The sequence below is a fragment of the Paenibacillus sp. FSL P4-0081 genome (genome assembly GCF_000758565.1).
In the GTDB taxonomy this organism is placed as follows: Bacteria; Bacillota; Bacilli; order Paenibacillales; family Paenibacillaceae; genus Paenibacillus_AQ; species Paenibacillus_AQ phytohabitans.
Genome location: NZ_CP009280.1, coordinates 3,835,074 through 3,854,823 on the forward strand (window position 1 = coordinate 3,835,074; position 19,750 = coordinate 3,854,823).

Sequence of the window (19,750 nt, forward strand, 5' to 3'; positions counted from 1 at the left end):
TTCTGGGATATCTGACGATTCGGGTTCCGGAATCAGGTTCATTCCTTCCCGTTTTTTGCAGATTTCTTGTATTTAACTTATGTATATCATAAATTGTCTCTGTCCCTGAAACAATATAAAGGAAAAATGGTTGACAAAGTCCGGTAATAATAGGTATAATAAATTTTGTTTGTTTGGAGTGATAACTATGAACATTCACTTTCGCAAATTAGCGAATGCCGACGAGCCCCTGGTCCTCCACGATGTTGTGGATGTCAGTGAGGTTGTCAAAGGGCGCAAGGATATTCTTGCTGTTGCACCACTCTCAGTAGACCTTAAAGCGCTGCCCGCGGGAACCGATAGTGTGAACGTGGTGGGAACACTGAGTGGAGAAGTGGACATGTTATGTTCACGTTGTCTCACGGAGGTTAACAGTAAGCTGAACATTCCTTTCGCTGAGACTTTCAAGTGGCTTAAACAGCCAATTCTTCCGGAAGATGAAGGTGAGGAACTCATTTACATCAAGGATGAGATTGTGGATCTTATCCCCTATGTGGAAGAAAATTTCGTACTGCACTTACCGGATTCGGTATTGTGCAAGGCAGACTGTCTTGGTCTTTGTCAGAAATGCGGACAGAACTTGAACGAAGGCACCTGCAGTTGCGACAACACAGTGATCGATCCAAGACTCGCTGGGTTGAAAGGATTCTTTACCAAGCAAGATAACTAAGAACAAATCCCGGGTTATAACGGGTCAAAACCAAAATCAGGAGGTTGATTAACATGGCAGTACCACAACGCAGAACGTCCAAGACACGCCGTGACAAGCGTCGTACTCACTTTAAACTGGTAGTTCCAGGTATGGTGAAATGTGAACAATGCGGAGAGCTGAAACTGGCTCACCACGTATGCAAAGTTTGCGGAACCTACAAAGCAAGAGAGATCATCAAACAATAGTTTGCAAATTTGCATATAAGAGTAGCACTTCATCTGCCGGTGAAGTGCTATTTTTTTGGGGATATATGAATTTATATGCTTTACATGATAGTTTCCTTCAGATTCTTGCACCGTTTCCCCAAGCCCGCCGCGGGTTTTCGCGGGTTTTCAAGTCAAAGCTTTATTTTTGTGGCGTCATGCTTTATACTACATATTAGTACCTGGTTCTAATTGTTAATTAAGAACAGAGAGTTATAACTACAAGCGGCCACTCTTGCGGCCGGATGCTTTTCATTAGAGGCATGTGCCAGGAGGTGAGTCGCCATCGAACGGTTGTCCAAGAAAGAACGGCAGCAGCAGCTGCTCTCAATCATTGAAGGTAATCCTTTTGTAACGGACCGGGAATTGACCCGCCAGCTGAAGGTGAGCATTCAGACGATCCGGCTGGACCGGATGGAGCTGGGGATTCCCGAGCTGCGTGAACGGATGAAGCAAATGGCAGAGCACTCCTATGATCAGGTCCGCTCGCTGCCTGTCGACGAAGTGGTTGGTGACATAGTCGATTTGCAGCTGGACCGGAGCGGGATTTCTATTTTTGAGATCCGTGAAGAGCATGTCTTCTCCAGAAACGGGATTGCCCGCGGCCACTATGTCTTCGGCCAGGCGAATTCGCTGGCAGTTGCTGTTATCAATGATGAAATTGCCCTGACCGCTTCAGCCGATATCCGGTTCGTGCGCATGGTCCGGCTGGGTGAGAAATGTATCGCCAAAGCGCAGGTACGCTCGCTTGCGGGCCGGAACGGCAAAGCTGAGGTGGACGTGTTTACATATGTTGGAGAAGAACTGGTATTTCAAGGCCATTTTGTAGTGTACCGTTCTGCAATTGAAGAGTACAGCGAAGGGGGAAACCGGAGTGCTGATCGCCATTGATGCCATGGGCGGGGATAATGCTCCTGAGTGTAATGTAGAAGGGGCCCTGGCTGCAGCTGCGGAGTGGAGTGATACGCAGATCGTGCTGGTCGGTGATGAAGCCAGACTTGCGCCGCTGCTGAAGAACAAGCCGTCCAATGTGACGGTGCGTCATGCGGGGGATGTGATCGGTTCCGATGAGGAGCCGGTGAAGGCGGTCCGCCGTAAAAAGGATTCGTCCATGGTAGTCGCCGGACGGATGGTGCGCGAAGGTGAAGCCGATGCCATGATCTCGTCAGGCAATACCGGAGCACTTATGACTACGGGGCTGCTGGTTGTGGGAAGAATGCAGGGTATAGAACGTCCTGCCCTGGTGGCGATGATACCGACGCTGGATGATGTCGGCGTATTAGCCCTGGACCTTGGTGCCAATATGGATGCCAAGCCGCAGCATCTGGCCCAGTATGCCCTGATGGGCAGCATATACCGCAATAAGGTCCATGGCATTGCGAAGCCCCGGGTAGGCCTGCTGAATGTAGGGACTGAGCCGGGCAAGGGGAATGAGCTGACCAAAGAAGCTTATCCGCTGCTTGAAGCTTTGACAGGAATTCATTTTGTCGGCAATGTGGAGGCGCGGGATGTGCTCACCGGAGCCTGCGATGTGCTGGTCTGTGACGGGTTTGCCGGCAATATCCTTCTGAAGACGCTGGAAGGAACGGCAGGGGCCATGTTCGCTCTGCTCAAAGAGCAATTCAGCAAGTCGCTTAAGACTAAGCTGGGCGCAGCCATACTGATGCCGGAGCTTAGAAGTCTTAAGGGTAAAATGGATTATAAGGAACACGGCGGAGCGCCGCTGCTCGGTCTTAGCGGTCTTGTAGTGAAGGGGCATGGTTCCTCCGATGGCAACGCGGTGAAGAATGCGGTAAGGCAGGCCCGGATTGCGCTGCAGGCGGATCTGGTAGCCAGTATATCCAGAGAAATTAGCGGGAAGTGAGTGACGATATGAAACAATTACGTCCGGTAGGAATCATTGGTACAGGTAAATATGTACCCGAAAGAATATTGACCAACAGCGATCTGGAGAAGATCGTCGACACAAACGATGAATGGATTGTCAGCCGTACAGGAATCCGGGAACGGCATATTGCCGCTCCGGAGCAAGCCACATCCGATCTTGCTTATGAAGCAGCGCTGAAGGCACTGGAATCCGCCGGTATGAAGGCGGAAGAGCTTGATCTTATTATTGTGGCCACAGTTACACCGGACAGCACTTTCCCATCCACAGCCTGTATTCTTCAGGACAAGCTGGGCGCTAAGGGGGCTGCGGCCTTTGACCTGTCGGCAGCCTGCTCCGGGTTCGTCTACAGTCTGGCTACGGCAACCGGCTTTATCCAGAACGGCATGTATAACAATGCGCTTGTTATCGGTGCGGACACATTGTCGCGCATCACGGATTATACAGACCGCAACACCTGTGTACTGTTCGGTGATGGTGCCGGCGCAGTTATCGTAGGTGAAGTTCCGGAAGGCCGCGGCTTCCAGTCCTTCGATCTTGGCGCTGAAGGTTCCGGCGGCAGCCTGCTCAAGATGGAAGCAGGCGGTTCACGTCTGCCGGCTTCCCAGCAGACGGTAGAAGACAAGAAGCATTTTATCTATATGAACGGCCGTGAAGTATTTAAGTTCGCAGTGCGCGTGATGGGCACGGCTACGGAACGTGTGCTTACCAAAGCGGGATTGACCAAGGAGAATATCGACTTGTTCGTGCCTCACCAGGCCAACATCCGGATTATTCAATCGGCGATGCAGCGTCTGGATCTGCCGCCTGAGAAATGTGTCATCAACGTTGATAAATATGCGAATACTTCAGCGGCATCCATTCCGCTGGCACTTGTGGAAGCAGCAGAGGAAGGCCGGATGAAGGAAGGCGACACTGTGCTTATGGTCGGCTTCGGCGGCGGACTCACCTGGGGAGCTTCCGTACTGATCTGGTAAAGAACAGGGCATTACTAACAGAACGAAGCGGTTCTATCCTGGCGTAAGGCGGGAGGAGCCGCTGTTAACGGGGAGGGAGCTTTTAGCATCATGGGTAAAATCGCATTTGTCTTTCCCGGTCAGGGTGCACAGGCAGTTGGTATGGGTAAGGATGTATATGAAGCCCTGCCGCAGAGCCGTGCAGTATTTGAAAAGGGTGACGAAGTACTTGGATTTCCGCTAAGCAAGCTTATATTTGAAGGACCTGAGAGCGAGCTTAAACAGACTGTCAATACACAGCCGGCATTGGTTACAGCCAGTGTGGCTTATCTGGAAGCACTGCGGGATTTAGGGGTAACGCCTGATTATGTAGCAGGTCACAGTCTTGGTGAATACAGCGCTCTTGTAGCCGCCGGGGTCCTCTCTTATGAGGATGCAGTGCGGCTGGTACGTCTGCGCGGACAATTCATGGAAGAAGCTGTACCAGGAGGACAAGGGGCTATGGCTGCTACACTTGGCGCAGACCGTGCGGCCCTCTCGGAACTTTGCCGCAGTATTTCAGAGGCTGGCAATTCCGTTGAGCTGGCTAACGTCAATTGCCCGGGACAGATCGTGGTTTCCGGCACCGTGGCTGGCGTGAATGAAGTGGTGCAGCGTGTTAAGGAAGCAGGCGGCAAACGGGCAATTCCGCTGGAGGTCAGCGGCCCGTTCCACTCTTCATTAATGAAGGAAGCCGCTGAACAGCTGGCTGCAGAGCTGCAGAAAGTAACCTTTAATGCTCCTCTTATGCCGGTAATCGTCAATGTCACAGCTGCCCCGGTTACGGATCCGGAAGAGATTCGTAATCTGCTGGTAGCGCAGGTATTCTCTCCTGTACTCTGGCAGGACAGCGTGGAATGGCTCATTGCAGACGGCGTGGACACTTTTGTAGAGATCGGCTCCGGCAGCGTGCTGGCAGGCCTGATCCGCAAAATTGACAAGAATGTTAAGCTCGTGAATATCAACAGTCTCGAGAGCGCTCAGACTGGCTGGTAATCCGCTTGGCATGAGAATAGCGGCATGATTATTGAAGGGGGACAACTGGAAATGTTTGCAGCACTCAAAGGTCAGACCGCCCTTGTTACCGGCGGTTCCCGGGGGATTGGCCGCGCAATTGCACTGGCACTGGCGGAGCAGGGCGTGAAGGTTGCCGTGAACTACTCGGGCAGCCTTCAGGCGGCAGAGGAAACTGTAGCCCGGATACAGGAGCTGGGCTCGGAAGGAATTGCTCTGCAAGGGAATGTCGGTAATAGCGAACAGGCTGAGAACCTCGTGAAAGAGGTTATTAACACTTGGGGGAAAATTGATATTCTTGTGAATAATGCCGGCATTACCCGGGATAATCTGATTATGCGTATGAAAGAGGAAGAATTCGACCAGGTCATCGAGACGAACCTGAAGGGTGTGTTCAATTGCCTGAAGGCAGCGACACGTCCGATGATGAAACAGCGTTACGGCCGGATCATCAATATTTCCTCTGTCGTGGGTGTGACGGGTAATCCCGGTCAGGTGAACTATACGGCTGCCAAAGCTGGGGTTATCGGGATGACGAAATCCGCGGCACGCGAGCTGGCTTCACGGGGAATTACCGTGAACTGCATTGCGCCGGGGTTCATCGATACCGATATGACCCGTGAGCTGTCCGATGAAGTCCGCAGTGAGCTGGTTAAGGGGATTCCCCTTGCTAAGCTTGGGCGGGCGGAGGACATTGCTAATACGGCGGTATTCCTGGCCTCGGAAGGGGCAGCCTACATGACAGGCCAGACACTTCATGTGGATGGCGGAATGTACATGTAAGGTAACGCCAGCGTTAGATCATTACGGGGGAAGAGAGCAGAGGCGGCCAGAAAGCGTTTTTTGTGCTCTATGGTATTTTGACTTCATATCTCGTATAATACCAAAAGAGGAGGTGAACCGGATGTCCGATGTATTGGAGCGTGTAAAACGCATTGTCATCGACCGCTTAGGTGCCGATGAAGCTGAGGTAACATTAGAAGCGTCTTTCAAAGATGATTTAGGTGCTGATTCTCTTGATGTAGTAGAATTGGTTATGGAATTGGAAGATGAATTCGATATGGAAATCTCTGATGAAGATGCAGAGAGTATTACGACCGTGGGTGAAGTTGTGAAGTACATACAATCTCATACCTAGAGTCATATGATTGAGGGTCCCGTTCCTGCCAGGGCGGGACTTCTCCTCATTTTAAGGTGATTTAAGGGCAGCAGCAAAGGGTGCATGAGCATCTTTATGGGGAAAATAACAGAACCGCAGATTGGTTAATTTTGCGGCGACTGCAGTTTATATAGACTTCTGGCCGGAATACATTTACATGTTGTAGAAGTATATACAGCCTACAGATGGGGTGAACGCGTTTGAGTCAAAGAGTGGTTGTTACAGGTATGGGAGTGATGACATCGCTGGGCAAGGATCTGGAAACGTTCTGGGACAGTCTGATGAGCGGTACATCCGGAGTATCTCTTGTTGAGGCTTTTGATGTCAGTGAATATACTACGCGAATCGCAGCTTCGGTCAAGGATTTCAATGCTGAGGAACGTTTCGGCCGTAAGGAAGCCCGCAAGATGGACCGTTTCGTGCAATTTGCGGTTGCTGCCGGCGAAGAAGCCCTGAAGGACAGCGGACTGAAGATTGGTGAAGATATCGATGCTGAGCGTATCGGCGTTTCTGTCGGCTCCGGTATCGGCGGTCTGGGTACTTGGGAAGACAATCACAATCTGCTGCTGGAAAAAGGCCCGAAACGGGTCAGCCCGTTCTTCATTCCAATGATGATTGCCAACATGGGCTCCGGCCAGCTGTCGATCAATCTCGGTGCCAAAGGGCCGAATACAACAACGGTAACCGCTTGCGCCACAGGTAGCCATTCCATTGGTGAATCCTTCCGCCTGATCCAGCGCGGTGATGCGGATGCGATGATCTGCGGCGGTGCAGAAGCAACCATCCGACCTACAGGTATGGCAGGCTTTTGTGCAATGAGAGCCATGTCCACCCGCAATGACGAGCCGCAGAAGGCAAGCCGCCCGTTCGATGTTGACCGTGACGGTTTTGTTATGGGTGAAGGCGCAGGAATCCTGATTCTCGAATCTCTGGAACATGCAGAGAAACGCGGAGCCAAGATTTACGCCGAAGTGATTGGTTATGGCCTGAGTGCCGATGCCCATCATATGACGGAGCCTGATCCTGACGGTGCAGCACGCTGCATGAAGATGGCGATCCGCGATGCCGGAATTAATCCGGAGGATATCGATTACATCAATGCGCATGGTACCTCTACACCGGTAGGCGACAAGTCGGAAACCGCGGCTGTCAAGAAAGCTCTGGGTGAGCACGCGTACAAGGTAGCAATCAGTTCCACCAAATCAATGACAGGCCACTTGCTTGGCGCTGCCGGCGGTGTGGAAGCGATTATCTGCGGTCTTTCGCTGCAGAAGGGCATAATTGCTCCTACGATTAATTTGGACAACCCTGATCCGGATTGTGATCTGGATTATGTTCCGAATGTGCCCCGCAAGGCGGATCTAAATATCGCGATGTCGAATTCATTCGGATTCGGAGGCCATAACGCGACTGTTATACTCAAAAAATATAATAAGTAGGGGGACAGTGCAGTGAAAGGAGACCTGAAGCAGTTACAAAGCCAACTTCAAATCCAATTTCACGATCCTGTACTTCTGAAGCAGGCTTTTACCCATGCATCTTATGTGAACGAACACCGTTTCAATCAGCATCAGGACAACGAGCGCCTGGAATTTCTGGGTGACGCTGTGCTGGAGCTTACGGTGTCCGAATACTTGTACAATCTGCTCCCGGACAGGCCTGAAGGGGAACTGACCAAGCTGCGTGCCGCTATTGTATGCGAGCCGTCGCTGGTCCGGTTTGCCGAGACGCTCGGTTTCGGACGGTTTGTGCTGCTGGGTAAAGGGGAAGAACTTACGGGCGGGCGTACCCGCCCGGCTCTGCTGGCCGATGTGTTTGAAGCCTTCGTGGGAGCGCTTTATCTCGATCAGGGACTGGAAACGGCCCGGAAGTTTCTGGATAATCACGTTTTCCCGCTGGTCGAAACCGATGGTAAGCTGCAAATGCAGATGAGCGATTTCAAAACAGAGCTTCAGGAACTGATACAGCATCATGGCATGGGTACGCTGGAATATCGGATTATTGAAGAACGCGGACCGGCGCACGAGCGCGAATTCGTATCTGAAGTGTTCATGGCCAGCCGATCGCTGGGCAGCGGCAGCGGCCGTTCCAAGAAGGAAGCGGAACAGCAGGCAGCGGCAGCGGCGTTATTGCGTCTGAAGGAAGACGGTGCCTGAGGTAGACTTGAACAGCAAAGCTGAGCAAGCGGAGTAGAGCAGCAATGGTCTGAATGCCGGCGTTTAGGCGGAAGTCAGACTTTTGCTGCTCTTTTTCGAAATGAAGGATGTAACAGGGTGCCCGGATTGGAGTTTGACGATTCTAGGCAAGGAAACGCTATGGTATAATGGGTTAGAGGTGATAGGCGAGTTATGTTTCTGAAACGGATTGAATTAGCGGGCTTCAAATCATTTGCCGACAAAACGGAAATGGAATTTGTGCGCGGAATTACGGCCGTAGTCGGCCCGAACGGAAGCGGCAAAAGTAATATTTCCGACGGCATACGCTGGGTGCTTGGCGAGCAGAGTGCCAAATCACTGCGCGGCGGTAAAATGGAGGATATTATCTTTGCCGGAAGTGACGCCCGCAAAGCGGTCAATTACGGCGAGGTCTCCCTTACGCTGGATAATGAGGATCATGTACTGCCGCTGGATTTCAGCGAGGTTACGGTTACCCGCCGTGTGCACCGCAGCGGAGAAAGTGAATATTTAATCAATAAGCAAGCCTGCCGGCTGAAGGATATCACAGAGCTGTTTATGGATACCGGGATCGGCCGCGAGGCTTATTCGATTATTGGACAAGGCCGGATAGAAGAGATACTCAGTACCCGTTCTGAAGACCGGAGGGGGATATTTGAAGAGGCTTCGGGGATTGTTAAATATAAATCACGCAAAAAAGACGCCGGGCGCAAATTGGACGAGACCGAGCAGAATTTGCTGCGGATTCATGACCTGATCAGTGAGCTTGAGGATCAGGTGGGGCCGCTGAAGGATCAGTCTGAGAAGGCTATCCGTTACAAGGAACTGCGTGAGCAGCTGAAGCATCTCGAGATCTCGGTGTATGTGCATCAGATTGAAGGCATACATACGGCCTGGCAGGAAGGCAATACACGGCTTGAGCTGCTGAAGAATGAACAACTTGAGCTGTCAACGGTAGTCTCCGCCCATGACGCCAAGCTGGAGAGCGGCCGAGCCGAGCTGCGGAGCCTGGAGCAGGAAGTGGAGAAGCTGCAGGAGCAGCTGCTGCACTACAGCGAAGCGAACGAGAAGAGCGAAGGCTACGGAGAGCTCCTCAAGGAACGCCGCCGCAACCTGGAGAACAACCGCGAACAGCTGATGCAGACCCTGGGTTCTGTAGGGGAGCGTTCGGAGGGACGGCAGCGTGAGCTGGCGGAGCTTGAGCATAAGCTGAAGCAGTCCCGGCAGGCGCTGGAGGAACTGCGTCTGCAGCTGGCTGATGAAGAATCCCGGCTGCAGGGTGTTGCCGGGGGCATCAGCCAGAGCAAGGAAGAGAAGCTGAAGAGCGCGCTGCTCGAGCTGATGAACCTGATGGCTCAGGCGCGCAATGAAATCCGCTATGCGGATCAGCAGAAGGAGAGCCTGGAGAAGCGGATGAGCCGCAGCCAGGAAGAGAGCGGCAAATGGACAGCCCGGCTGGAGGAGCTGACCTCTGCCCAGAGCGGGCTTAAGGATAAGATTGCCGGACTCGGCAAGGAAATCGGCCTTTTGCGCGGTGCGTACATTACGGAGAGCGAGCAGACCGGTAAGCGGCAGAAGCTGCTGGAGGAAACGCAAAGCGGCCTGCGCAAATGGGAGCAGAAACGCGAAGCCCAGGTCTCCCGGCATGAGACGATGAAGGAAATGCAGGATGATTTTGACGGATTCATGCTTGGGGTTAAGGAAGTGCTGAAAGGTGCCCGCAAAGGACAGTTAACCGGTGTACACGGCGCGGTTGCTGAACTAATCTCCGTTCCGGAGAAGCTCGAAATGGCTATCGAGACGGCCATGGGCGCTTCACTGCAGCATGTTGTTATGGAGAACGAAGCCGTGTCCCGGCAAGCGATTGCTTTCCTGAAGCAGCGCCAGCTGGGACGGGCGACCTTTCTGCCGCTGGATGTAATCCGGCCCCGGCAGATTACCGGCAGTGACCGCAGTATGGTGGAAGGTGCCGAGGGGTTTGTCGGGATCGGTTCTGAGCTGGTTGGTTTCGAAGAGAAGTATTCTAGCATTGTAGGGAGTTTACTGGGGAATGTGGTTATCGCTGAGAGCCTGGAGCAGGCGAACCGCATTGCGGCCAAATGCCAATACCGGTACAGAGTCGTAACGCTTGAAGGAGATGTTGTCAATGCCGGCGGTTCGATGACCGGGGGCAGCCAGCATAAGAAGAACAATAGTCTGCTCAGCCGCAAACGGCAGCTGGACCAATTGTTCGGCGAGATTGAAGAGAGCGAGCAGCAGATCGCCAAGCTGAAGCAGGGAATCCTCCGTCTGCGCGCCGAGCAGGACAAAGCGGCACAGAAGCTGGAAGAGCTGCGGCATGACGGTGACGAGAAACGTCTGGAAGAGCAGCGGGTATCCGGTGATCTGAAGCAGCTGGAGCAGGAGCTTCGCCACGTCAAGGAGCAGGTAGAGGGTGCTGGCGCAGAGCGCAGCGGATTCGAGAATGAGGTCCGCGGCTTCGAAGAGACCCGCAAGCAGGCGGAGGCGGAGCTTGCCCGGCTGGAGAAGGAAGAGAAGGAAGCCCACGAGGCTATCCGGAATGCCGAATCTGACCGTAAGGCAAATGAAACCGCCAAGGAAGAGCTGCAGGGTAAGCTGACAGGCATGAAGGTTACGGAAGGGAAGCTGGACCAGGAGATTTTCTCCCTGGAGGAACAGCTGCGGCGTATGAGACAGGATGCCGGCTCGCAGGAGAAAGAGCTGCGGCAGAGCCGCAGCCTGCTGATGACCATTGAGCAGGATCTCGAAGAGAATACACGCGAAGCTGTGAAGCAAAAGGAAGATGTGAACAGCCTACGGCTAAAGAAGGAAGATACCTCAGCGAAGCTCGACCTGGCCCGTGCCGACCGTACCGCGATCTCTCGCAAGCTGGAGCTGGCCGAAGGAGAGACCAAAGACCAGCGGCAGGCGCTTAAAGGGGTTGAAGACAAGCTCCGTTCAACGGAGGTTGCCGTCGGGCGGCTGGATGTGGAGCTGGATAATATACTGCGCAAGCTGAGCGATGATTATGAACTAAGCTATGAGCTGGCTAAGCAGCGTTATCCGGTTCCCGAGGATGTGCCTGCAGCGCAGATGGAAGTACAGCGTCTGAAGCGCAGCATCTCCGGACTGGGTGAGGTGAACCTGGGCGCCATTGAAGAGTATCAGCGGGTGCATGAACGCTATACCTTCCTCAGCGGACAGAAAGATGATCTGGTCGAAGCCAAAACTACGCTGTATCATGTCATTCATGAGATGGAAGAGGAAATGTCCAAACGCTTCAAGCAGACCTTTGATGCTATCCGCCGTGAATTCGGCACGGTATTCTCAAAGCTGTTCGGGGGTGGACGGGCAGACCTGATGCTGCTTGATCCGGAGCATATGCTGGATACGGGGATTGATATTGTTGCTCAGCCTCCGGGCAAAAAACTGCAGAACCTGCAGCTTCTGTCCGGCGGGGAACGCGCATTGACCGCTATGGCGCTGCTGTTCGCGATCCTTCAGGTTAAGCCGGTGCCGTTCTGCGTACTGGATGAAGTGGAAGCGGCGCTGGATGAAGCCAATGTCGTGCGCTTCGCCCAATATCTGCGCGAGTTCTCGGAGCAGACACAGTTTATCGTAGTCACCCACCGCAAAGGAACGATGGAGGAAGCCGATGTTCTCTATGGCGTGACCATGGAAGAAGGCGGCGTATCCAAGCTCGTATCGGTGCGGCTGGAGGATGAAGAGGCGGAAATTGCCTAATAGGCAGATGCTTACGAAGCGGGTTTTAATGCGGAGTAATTCTAAGCAGTATCGCTTCATAAAACTTAAGCTTAGGCTTACGAAGTTATTTTTGTACGAAGCGAAATCTATGGAGTTGATCCTTACAAAAATCTAGGAGGAACACTATGAGCTTTTTTAAGAAACTGAAAGAAAGCATCTCCGGCAAAACGGAAAGCGTAACGAAACAATTCCGCGACGGCCTGGAGAAGACCCGCAAGGGCTTCGTTGAGAAGGTCTCTGATCTGATCATCCGCCGCAAAAAGATAGATGAAGAATTCTATGAAGAGCTGGAAGAGATTCTGATCGGTGCCGATGTCGGCGTTAATACAGTAATGAATCTGGTGGAAGAGCTGCGCATCGAAGTGAAGCAGAAGCGGATCGAGGATGCTGCAGAGCTGCAGCCGATTCTCTCCCGCAAGCTGATGGAGCTGCTGCGCGGCGATGACGATAACAGTCTGAACGAGAACCCGGATGGCATTACAGTCATTCTGTTCGTAGGCGTGAACGGGGTCGGTAAGACTACAACGATCGGCAAGCTGGCGCACCGTTATAAGCAGGAAGGCAAGAAGGTGCTGCTGGCGGCAGGCGATACTTTCCGTGCGGGAGCAATTGAACAGCTTGAGGTCTGGGGCCAGCGTGCCGGCGTGGATGTGATCAAGCAGCAGGCAGGTTCTGACCCGGCAGCTGTTATGTTCGATGCGGTACAGGCTGCCAAGCAGCGTAACGTAGACGTACTGATCTGTGATACCGCAGGCAGACTGCAGAACAAGAGCAATCTGATGGAAGAGCTGAACAAAATCTTCCGGGTCATTCAGCGCGAAATACCGAGTGCCCCGCATGAGGTACTAATGGTGCTGGATGCAACGACCGGCCAGAATGCACTGAGTCAGGCCAAGCTGTTCGGAGAGAAGAGCGGCGTGACCGGGCTGGTGCTGACCAAGCTGGACGGCACCGCGAAGGGCGGGATTGTAGTTGCTATCCGCCAGGAGATGAATCTCCCGGTGAAGCTCGTGGGTCTGGGCGAGAAGATGGAAGACCTCCAGCCGTTTGATTCCGACCAGTTCGTGCATGCCCTGTTCGCAGGCATGATCTCCGAAGAGGAAGAGACCGAAGGACAAGCGTAATATCCGGGTCTCAACTCCTGCTGCACCAGTATGAACGTAATCTATAAGGCCTCCAGGGAGAGAAAATGCCCTGGGGGCTTTTTTGTGTGGGAAAGCAAGAGGAAGCTGCAGCCAGTATGGGGAGCGGCCTGAGAGGAGCTTATTTCCTGAAACAACCGCTTTTTGATAGTGAAGCGGACTGAGATTCCGTTATCCTGTTCATTTGAGCTGACAATGAGGCGTCAGAAGTCATATAAGGGATTCTCAGTCCGAATGCTCCGCAAATCGCCGGAATTTGCAAGAATAGCTGAATTTCAGTCCGCATCATAGGTGATGGGCATGAAGCAGCCCCACTCATTTCTTTAAGGCATGAAGCGATCGAACCCACTTTTTTAAGGCATGAAGCAGCCCGCCCACATTTAAATAGAAGGAACGGCTGTTGTTTTACCAAAAACACTATAAAATAACATCATATGAAAATTTCATAATAGTACTGCTTGTCAGCGCTCCTGCATACAATTTGATGTATGATTCCCATTAGCACGCCTCCAAAGCATCTTTAAGAGAAAGGAAGCGATTCCATTCATGCGGGATGGTTCATAAACTCCATTTTGCTGTTATATATATTGACATGAACATTATCATTTACGTATTATGAAGTTAGTATTTAATATTTTCATGAAAAAATCCTAAAAATTAAGCTAATTTGTCAACAAACTTTACACACCACACTGATCCGAGAGGAGTCGGGCTCATGTCCAAACTAGATCCTTTGCCCGGTGTAGCTCCGTATCCATTGCAGCATTTTTACGACGAAATGTATGCCGATGAACGGAGTATCCGGCCTCATTACAAGCATGTGAACCGCATGTTTTCCGGGATGAGCCCCGAAGAGCTGCAAGGCAAGCAGAAGCTGATGCAGCGTCGGATGATGGAAGAAGGCATTACTTTTACACTCTACAACCCGGCACAGGATCAACCGATGGAGCGGACAATTCCCTTCGACATGATTCCACGGATCATTCCAAAGGCAGAATGGGAGCGGCTTGAAGCTGGCATTGTGCAGCGGATTACAGCACTTAACCTGTTCATTCATGATATTTACCATGAGCAATATATCGTGAAGGACGGGATTGTACCCCGGCGGATGATTATATCCAACTGCTATTTCCGGCCGGAAATGACTGGACTTCGGGTCCCTGGCGGTGCGTACGTTACTACCTCGGGGATCGACCTGATCCGCCATCATGACGGTGAGTATTATGTGCTTGAAGATAACTTGCGTACGCCTTCCGGATTCTCCTATTTATTCAAAGGCAGATCCCTTATGAACCAGCTCTTTCCCGAATTATCGTTCGCCAGCTCTATCCGCGATGTGGATCACAGCCTGAACCGGTTCCTGTCGGTACTTCGCAGCCTTTCCCCTTCGCGCACCAAAGATCCGGTGATCGCTTTGCTGACCCCTGGCGAGTATAACTCCGCGTATTACGAGCATGCTTTTCTCGCTCAGCAAATGGGGATCCACCTGGTAGAAGGACGGGATCTGGTAGCCCAGGACCACAAGATCTACCTGAAAGAAATGAATGGCCTTCGCCGCGTGGATGTACTGTACCGCCGTTTAGATGATGATTTCATCGATCCTTTGGCTTTTCAGCCCAGCTCACTGCTTGGGGTTGCCGGCTTAATGAATGCCTACCGTGCCGGGAATATCGCAATTGCCAATGCACCAGGAACCGGCGTCGCAGATGACAAGGCCATGTATGTGTATGTGCCGGATATGATCCGTTATTATCTCAATGAAGAACCGATTCTGGGCAATGTTCCAACGTACCTGTTATCCCGGCCGCAGGAGCGGCAGTACGTGCTGGATAATCTGTCCGAAATGGTGGTGAAGGAGACCTCGCTCTCCGGCGGATACGGCATGCTGATCGGAAGCGAGGCGACCAAGCAGGATCTGGTGGATTTCCGGCTCAAGATTCTGGCGGAACCGGAGCGGTATATCGCCCAGCCCATAATGTCGCTGTCCCGTGCACCGGTATTGTCGGGAGCGTCCATGGCGCCGCGCCATATTGATCTTAGAGCATTCGTGCTGATGGGGGCTGACCGCAAGCCCCATGTGATTCCCGGCGGTCTTACCCGGGTGGCGATGCGCGAAGGCTCGCTGGTCGTGAACTCATCACAAGGCGGCGGAGTGAAGGACACTTGGGTAATGGCCTAACGTGATATGGATTCACCAATAATGCAGCATCAATATGTAAGGTGAAGGGGTGGCTACGATGCTGAATCGCAATGCGGAGGCTTTATTCTGGATTGGCCGGTATATAGAACGGGCTGAGAATCATGCTAGGCTGATCGATGTGCATTATCATATTCAACAGGAAGAGGATTTCCAGGCGGAGGGGCATAAGTGGTCGAGACTGATTGATGCGCTTGGTGTCCGGAATGAATATCTGCAGCAATTCGAGAGCTTCGCCGAGCAGGATGTGCTGTCCTTCATCACACTGGATCTCGGTAATACGAATTCATTATTCTCCTGCGTGCATCAGGCCAGGAACAATCTGCGCACCCTGCGCCAGCATTTGCCTAGTGAGCTGTGGGATATAGCCAACAGCTTCAATCTATGGCTTGGTGAGCAGTCGGTAGCAGATATTATGAGCAGCCCCCACCAGTTCTATCAGCAGATCAAAGAACGCGCCGCCATGTTCCTCGGAGCAGAACAATCGGTGATGCTTCGCGGCAACGAATGGCATTTCATTGAAAGCGGCCGGTTCCTGGAACGGGCCGAGAATACAACGCGTATTCTTCAGGCAGTAACGGTATCCTGCAAATCGAAGGATATCAATTCGATCTATACGCAGTTGCAAGCGGTGCTGAAATCGGTGAGCGGGTATCAGGCATTCCGCCGGTATTACGCGGATGATATGTCACCGGAGTGCATTTTGGAATTCCTGATTGTAAATCCGCATTTCCCGCGTTCCATAAGATTCTCCTTCCATAAGCTGGAGGAGCATCTGGCTAAGCTGGAGCTGGATAGCTCCGAGAAGGGCTCGGGACATGAGAAGGTCATCCGCCAGGCGGGGAAGATCAAAGCCGAGCTGGACTATATGGAGAAGGAAGAAATGTCCGGTGACTTGGTCGAGGATGTTCTGCAGGCCCTGATGTTATCCTGCCAGAAGCTCGGCAAAACGATGGAGGGTGCATTTTTTCGCCGTGAAGGAGTCTCGGTATGAAGATCCAAATCAATCACACGACAACCTACACTTATTCGGAGCCGGTGACGGACAGTGTCAATGAGGTCAGACTGACGCCGCGCACCAATTACCGCCAATCCTGTTACCATCATGAGGTGGAGGTGCATCCGCCGGCCAATCTGTTGACCTATGAAGATTTCTTCGGCAACCGCGTCCATGCCTATTCAGTGAACAAGCCGCATACCGAGATGGTGATTCATACCAAAGCGACGGTGGTGACGCTTGACAAGGCCCAGGGTGCGGACCTGCCGCATATCCCGCTGGAGGAGCAGGTAAAGCTGCTTAATGACGAGAAGTTCCAGAACCGGTATGTAGAGTTTATTCTGCCGACAAGGTATACCGAGGTGACGCCTGAGCTGGTGGAGTTTGCTTCACAGCATCCTTTTGAGGAAGCCGAGGATATGTATGAGTGGACCAAGAAGCTCTCCTCAACGATCTATGAACAGTTCACGTATGACCCTGAAGCGACCAGTGTAAACACAACGGTCAAAAAAGCGCTGAAGCTCAAACGCGGGGTCTGTCAGGATTATGCGCATCTGATGATTGCCGTCTGCCGCAGTGTAGGGCTGCCGTCGCGTTACGTGAGCGGGTATCATTTTGTCGGCGATCTGCAGGGAGGCAATGCTAATTTCGAGCAGGCCTCTCATGCCTGGGTAGAGACCCATATTCCGGGAACGGGCTGGCTGGGCTTCGATCCGACTAATAATGTTGAAGTCAGCTGGCGGTATATCAAGCTTGGACATGGACGGGATTACAAGGATATTGTTCCGGTCAAAGGCGTCTACCGCGGGGTAGCGGGCACCCTTACTGTTAAAGTGGATGTCCGGCGGCTGGATAATTAAAGACAACAGGCGGGGCCTCACAATGGTGAGGTCCTTTCTTATTGTAATGGTGTGATTAGCCGGTGCAAGTTGCACAAGTTTTGTGCAATTTTTGCATAAAATGATTATAATCCAGGCTCAATTGGGTAATCTTGAAACAGAGCCATTCACATGAAGATGGACGATACGGAAGGAGAGTGTACATATGAGCCCAAATATAGCTAAAAAACAGCGTTTTCTCGGGAAAACAGCCATAATTACAGGTGCGGGCTCGGGGATCGGCAGAGCGGCTGCGATTCAGATGGCACGCGAAGGTGCGAATGTGGCCTTATTCGATCTGGTGAATGAACGTACCTCGATCCTGGAGCAGAAGCTGAACAAGCTGCGCAAAGACTGCGCATTAGCCATTGATGTGGATACTTCGGATGCCGTCCGGATGGAAGAAGCGGTGCGCAGGACCGTGGAGCATTTCGGAGGGCTTGATATTGTCTTCGCGAATGCCGGCATTAACGGAGCGGTCGGTCCGATTGAGGAGCTGAGCCTGAGTGATTGGGAGAAAACCATTTCAGTTAATCTGACGGGTACCTTCCTGACGCTGAAATACAGTATTCCCCATTTGAAGGAAAAAGGCAAAGGCAGCATCATTATCACCAGCTCGATTAACGGCAACAGCAGATTCGCCAGTTTCGGCTGGTCACCATACAGTACTACCAAGGCAGGCCAAGTGGCGTTTGCGAAGATGGCCGCACTGGAGCTGGCCAAGTTCAAAATCCGCGTAAATGTCATTTGCCCGGGAGCAATATCCACGAATATCGATGAAAGCACAGAGTTCAATGAGGATGTGGAATCGATTGTGATTCCGATTGAATTCCCCGAAGGTGCACAGCCGCTCGCAGACGGTCCGGGTAAACCTGAGAATGTGGCTGATCTGGTGGCGTTCCTGGCCTCGGATGAGTCGATCCATATTACCGGTGCACAGATTGTTATTGATGGAGCGGAGTCATTATTATCTTGAGTAGCTTGTATAAATAGATTGTAGAAAATAACCTTGTCCCAAGATCCGCATGATCTGTACAGGGTTATTTTATGCCGGCTTGACGATAATCGAATGATCGTTTATTATAACCTCATGAGACATAAAGATGAGAATAAAAGTGAAGCTATTTTTCAGGCAACCCTGGAGCTGTTGAATGAGATCGGATTCTCCGACACTTCAATGTCCAAGATTGCGAAGCGTGCCCAGGTGTCACCGTCAACAATTTACGTTTATTTTGCGAATAAGGAGGACATGCTCGGCAAGCTGTATACCCGTGTGAAAGAGAAGATGAGCCTGAATATGGTACACGGACTTGAGGCCGATCAGCCGGTGCAGCAGGGAATGGCGGTTATGATGAGGAATCTGCGTGATTTCTTGCTGGAGAACCGGGATTATTTCCTGTTCCTGGAGCAGTTCAGCAATTCTCCGCTGCTTGCGAAATTATGCCTTGATGAGAGTATGGCGCTGATGTTCAAGCCCCTGCATGATTATATCGGGCGCGGGAAGCAGCAGGGCGTGCTGAAGCAGCTTGACGCCAGTCTGCTGTTGACCTATTGTTATTTCCCTGTCACCGCCCTGGCCAAGGAGCATTTCAAAGGAAACGGCGAATTTAACGAGGACAGGCTTTCGGAGATTATCAAGCTTAGCTGGGATGCGATTAAGACTTGATGATTTCTTTTTTTGATTATAAAAGAACGAACGATCGTTTAATAAATAAGAGAAAGAGGTTAAAGGATATGTCAAAAGTATGGTTCATTACCGGAAGCTCGCGCGGATTAGGCCGTGCCCTTGCTGAGGCTGTATTGGCTAATGGGGATAAACTTGTGGCCACGGCCCGCAATCCGCAGCAGCTTGCGGATCTGGAAGAACGTTACGGCGGGCAAATATTCGCGGTTACACTGGATGTGACTGATCCGGGGGAGACAGAGGCGGCTATCGCAGCTGCAGTTGAACGGTTCGGGCGTCTGGACGTTGTTGTAAATAATGCGGGTTATGGTAATATCTCTGCAATAGAAGAGACTTCTCTGGATGATTTCCGGGCACAGATGGAGACAAATCTATGGGGGGTCATCCATGTCACCAAGGCAGCGCTGCCTGTTCTGCGTGAGCAGGGAAGCGGGCATTTCCTGCAGATATCCTCTATCGGCGGACGTGCAGGGGCTCCGGGACTCGCGGCGTATCAATCGGCAAAATGGGGGGTGGAGGGCTTCTCGGAAGTACTTGCCAAAGAGGCTGCCCCGCTGGGAATCAAGGTAACTATTGTTGAACCGGGGGGATTCCGTACAGATTGGGCGGGGCCTTCCATGAGTCATGTAGAACCCGGAGAACCGTATAAGGACACAGTAGGTCAACTGCTGAAGCATGTACGGAGCCGCACAGGACAAGAACCCGGAGATCCGGCCAGAGCGGCGCAGGCAATGCTGGCGATTGTGGAAGAGGCCCATCCGCCGCTCCGTCTGCTGCTGGGCAGTGATGCTGTAGGGATGGCCAAGGAGATCGATCAGGCCAAGCTGGCCGAAACCTTACGCTGGGAGGCGCTTAGCACTTCTGCGGATTTTGCCGCGGATTGATAAGATAAGACGCAGAGCGGTT

At 52.2% G+C, this 19,750-nt stretch carries 18 protein-coding genes; all 18 read left to right on the forward strand.

Annotated elements, in window-relative coordinates; genetic code table 11:
* Nucleotides 1-187: 187 nt before the first annotated feature.
* The 18 genes from P40081_RS16360 (at nucleotide 188) to P40081_RS16445 (ending at nucleotide 19,728) form a co-directional block, all read left to right on the forward strand.
* Entirely contained in the window at nucleotides 188-709 is a 522-nt protein-coding gene (locus P40081_RS16360) for a YceD family protein (protein WP_039307410.1), read from the forward strand.
* Nucleotides 710-762: 53 nt separating this feature from the next.
* Nucleotides 763-936, forward strand: a complete 174-nt coding sequence (gene rpmF, locus P40081_RS16365; RefSeq protein ID WP_019911234.1) for a 50S ribosomal protein L32 — start codon at nucleotides 763-765, stop codon at nucleotides 934-936.
* 312 nt (nucleotides 937-1,248) lie between these two features.
* Complete coding sequence (gene fapR / locus P40081_RS16370; protein WP_039307413.1) at nucleotides 1,249-1,845, forward strand: transcription factor FapR; 597 nt, start codon at nucleotides 1,249-1,251, stop codon at nucleotides 1,843-1,845.
* On the forward strand, nucleotides 1,829-2,818 hold the full coding sequence (plsX, locus tag P40081_RS16375; RefSeq protein ID WP_042136916.1) for a phosphate acyltransferase PlsX: 990 nt from the start codon (nucleotides 1,829-1,831) through the stop codon (nucleotides 2,816-2,818). The genes fapR and plsX overlap by 17 nt, the downstream gene beginning before the upstream one ends.
* Before the next feature lie 8 nt (nucleotides 2,819-2,826).
* Complete coding sequence (locus tag P40081_RS16380; RefSeq protein ID WP_144026103.1) at nucleotides 2,827-3,816, forward strand: beta-ketoacyl-ACP synthase III; 990 nt, start codon at nucleotides 2,827-2,829, stop codon at nucleotides 3,814-3,816.
* A 90-nt stretch (nucleotides 3,817-3,906) separates the two neighbouring features.
* Nucleotides 3,907-4,830 carry an ACP S-malonyltransferase gene (gene fabD, locus P40081_RS16385; RefSeq protein ID WP_042136919.1) on the forward strand — a complete coding sequence of 308 codons (924 nt, stop codon included), beginning with the start codon at nucleotides 3,907-3,909 and terminating at the stop codon, nucleotides 4,828-4,830.
* Nucleotides 4,831-4,881: 51 nt separating this feature from the next.
* Nucleotides 4,882-5,631, forward strand: coding sequence for a 3-oxoacyl-[acyl-carrier-protein] reductase (gene fabG, locus P40081_RS16390; RefSeq protein ID WP_039307455.1), 750 nt, complete (start codon nucleotides 4,882-4,884; stop codon nucleotides 5,629-5,631).
* Nucleotides 5,632-5,752: 121 nt separating this feature from the next.
* A complete protein-coding gene (locus tag P40081_RS16395; RefSeq protein WP_039307421.1) occupies nucleotides 5,753-5,986 on the forward strand; it encodes an acyl carrier protein in 234 nt (77 codons plus the stop codon).
* A gap of 221 nt (nucleotides 5,987-6,207) precedes the next feature.
* Nucleotides 6,208-7,446 carry a beta-ketoacyl-ACP synthase II gene (gene fabF, locus P40081_RS16400; RefSeq protein WP_081969985.1) on the forward strand — a complete coding sequence of 413 codons (1,239 nt, stop codon included), beginning with the start codon at nucleotides 6,208-6,210 and terminating at the stop codon, nucleotides 7,444-7,446.
* A gap of 12 nt (nucleotides 7,447-7,458) precedes the next feature.
* Nucleotides 7,459-8,163 carry a ribonuclease III gene (gene rnc / locus P40081_RS16405; RefSeq protein ID WP_039307426.1) on the forward strand — a complete coding sequence of 235 codons (705 nt, stop codon included), beginning with the start codon at nucleotides 7,459-7,461 and terminating at the stop codon, nucleotides 8,161-8,163.
* Nucleotides 8,164-8,355: 192 nt separating this feature from the next.
* Nucleotides 8,356-11,925, forward strand: a complete 3,570-nt coding sequence (gene smc, locus P40081_RS16410) for a chromosome segregation protein SMC (RefSeq protein WP_042136922.1) — start codon at nucleotides 8,356-8,358, stop codon at nucleotides 11,923-11,925.
* A gap of 146 nt (nucleotides 11,926-12,071) precedes the next feature.
* Nucleotides 12,072-13,070 (forward strand): signal recognition particle-docking protein FtsY, encoded by a 999-nt coding sequence (gene ftsY / locus P40081_RS16415; protein WP_042136924.1) that lies wholly within the window; start codon nucleotides 12,072-12,074, stop codon nucleotides 13,068-13,070.
* 733 nt (nucleotides 13,071-13,803) lie between these two features.
* Complete coding sequence (locus P40081_RS16420) at nucleotides 13,804-15,267, forward strand: circularly permuted type 2 ATP-grasp protein (protein WP_042136925.1); 1,464 nt, start codon at nucleotides 13,804-13,806, stop codon at nucleotides 15,265-15,267.
* Between the two features lie 58 nt (nucleotides 15,268-15,325).
* Nucleotides 15,326-16,279 carry an alpha-E domain-containing protein gene (locus P40081_RS16425; RefSeq protein ID WP_039307436.1) on the forward strand — a complete coding sequence of 318 codons (954 nt, stop codon included), beginning with the start codon at nucleotides 15,326-15,328 and terminating at the stop codon, nucleotides 16,277-16,279.
* The gene (locus tag P40081_RS16430) at nucleotides 16,276-17,142 is read left to right on the forward strand and encodes a transglutaminase family protein (protein ID WP_039307438.1); all 867 of its coding nucleotides are present in this window, start codon (nucleotides 16,276-16,278) and stop codon (nucleotides 17,140-17,142) included. The genes P40081_RS16425 and P40081_RS16430 overlap by 4 nt, the downstream gene beginning before the upstream one ends.
* 184 nt (nucleotides 17,143-17,326) lie before the next feature.
* Nucleotides 17,327-18,136 (forward strand): SDR family oxidoreductase, encoded by an 810-nt coding sequence (locus P40081_RS16435; RefSeq protein WP_042136926.1) that lies wholly within the window; start codon nucleotides 17,327-17,329, stop codon nucleotides 18,134-18,136.
* A gap of 93 nt (nucleotides 18,137-18,229) precedes the next feature.
* The gene (locus P40081_RS16440) at nucleotides 18,230-18,826 is read left to right on the forward strand and encodes a TetR/AcrR family transcriptional regulator (RefSeq protein WP_231575375.1); all 597 of its coding nucleotides are present in this window, start codon (nucleotides 18,230-18,232) and stop codon (nucleotides 18,824-18,826) included.
* Between the two features lie 68 nt (nucleotides 18,827-18,894).
* Nucleotides 18,895-19,728 carry an oxidoreductase gene (locus P40081_RS16445; protein WP_042136927.1) on the forward strand — a complete coding sequence of 278 codons (834 nt, stop codon included), beginning with the start codon at nucleotides 18,895-18,897 and terminating at the stop codon, nucleotides 19,726-19,728.
* Nucleotides 19,729-19,750: the final 22 nt, after the last annotated feature.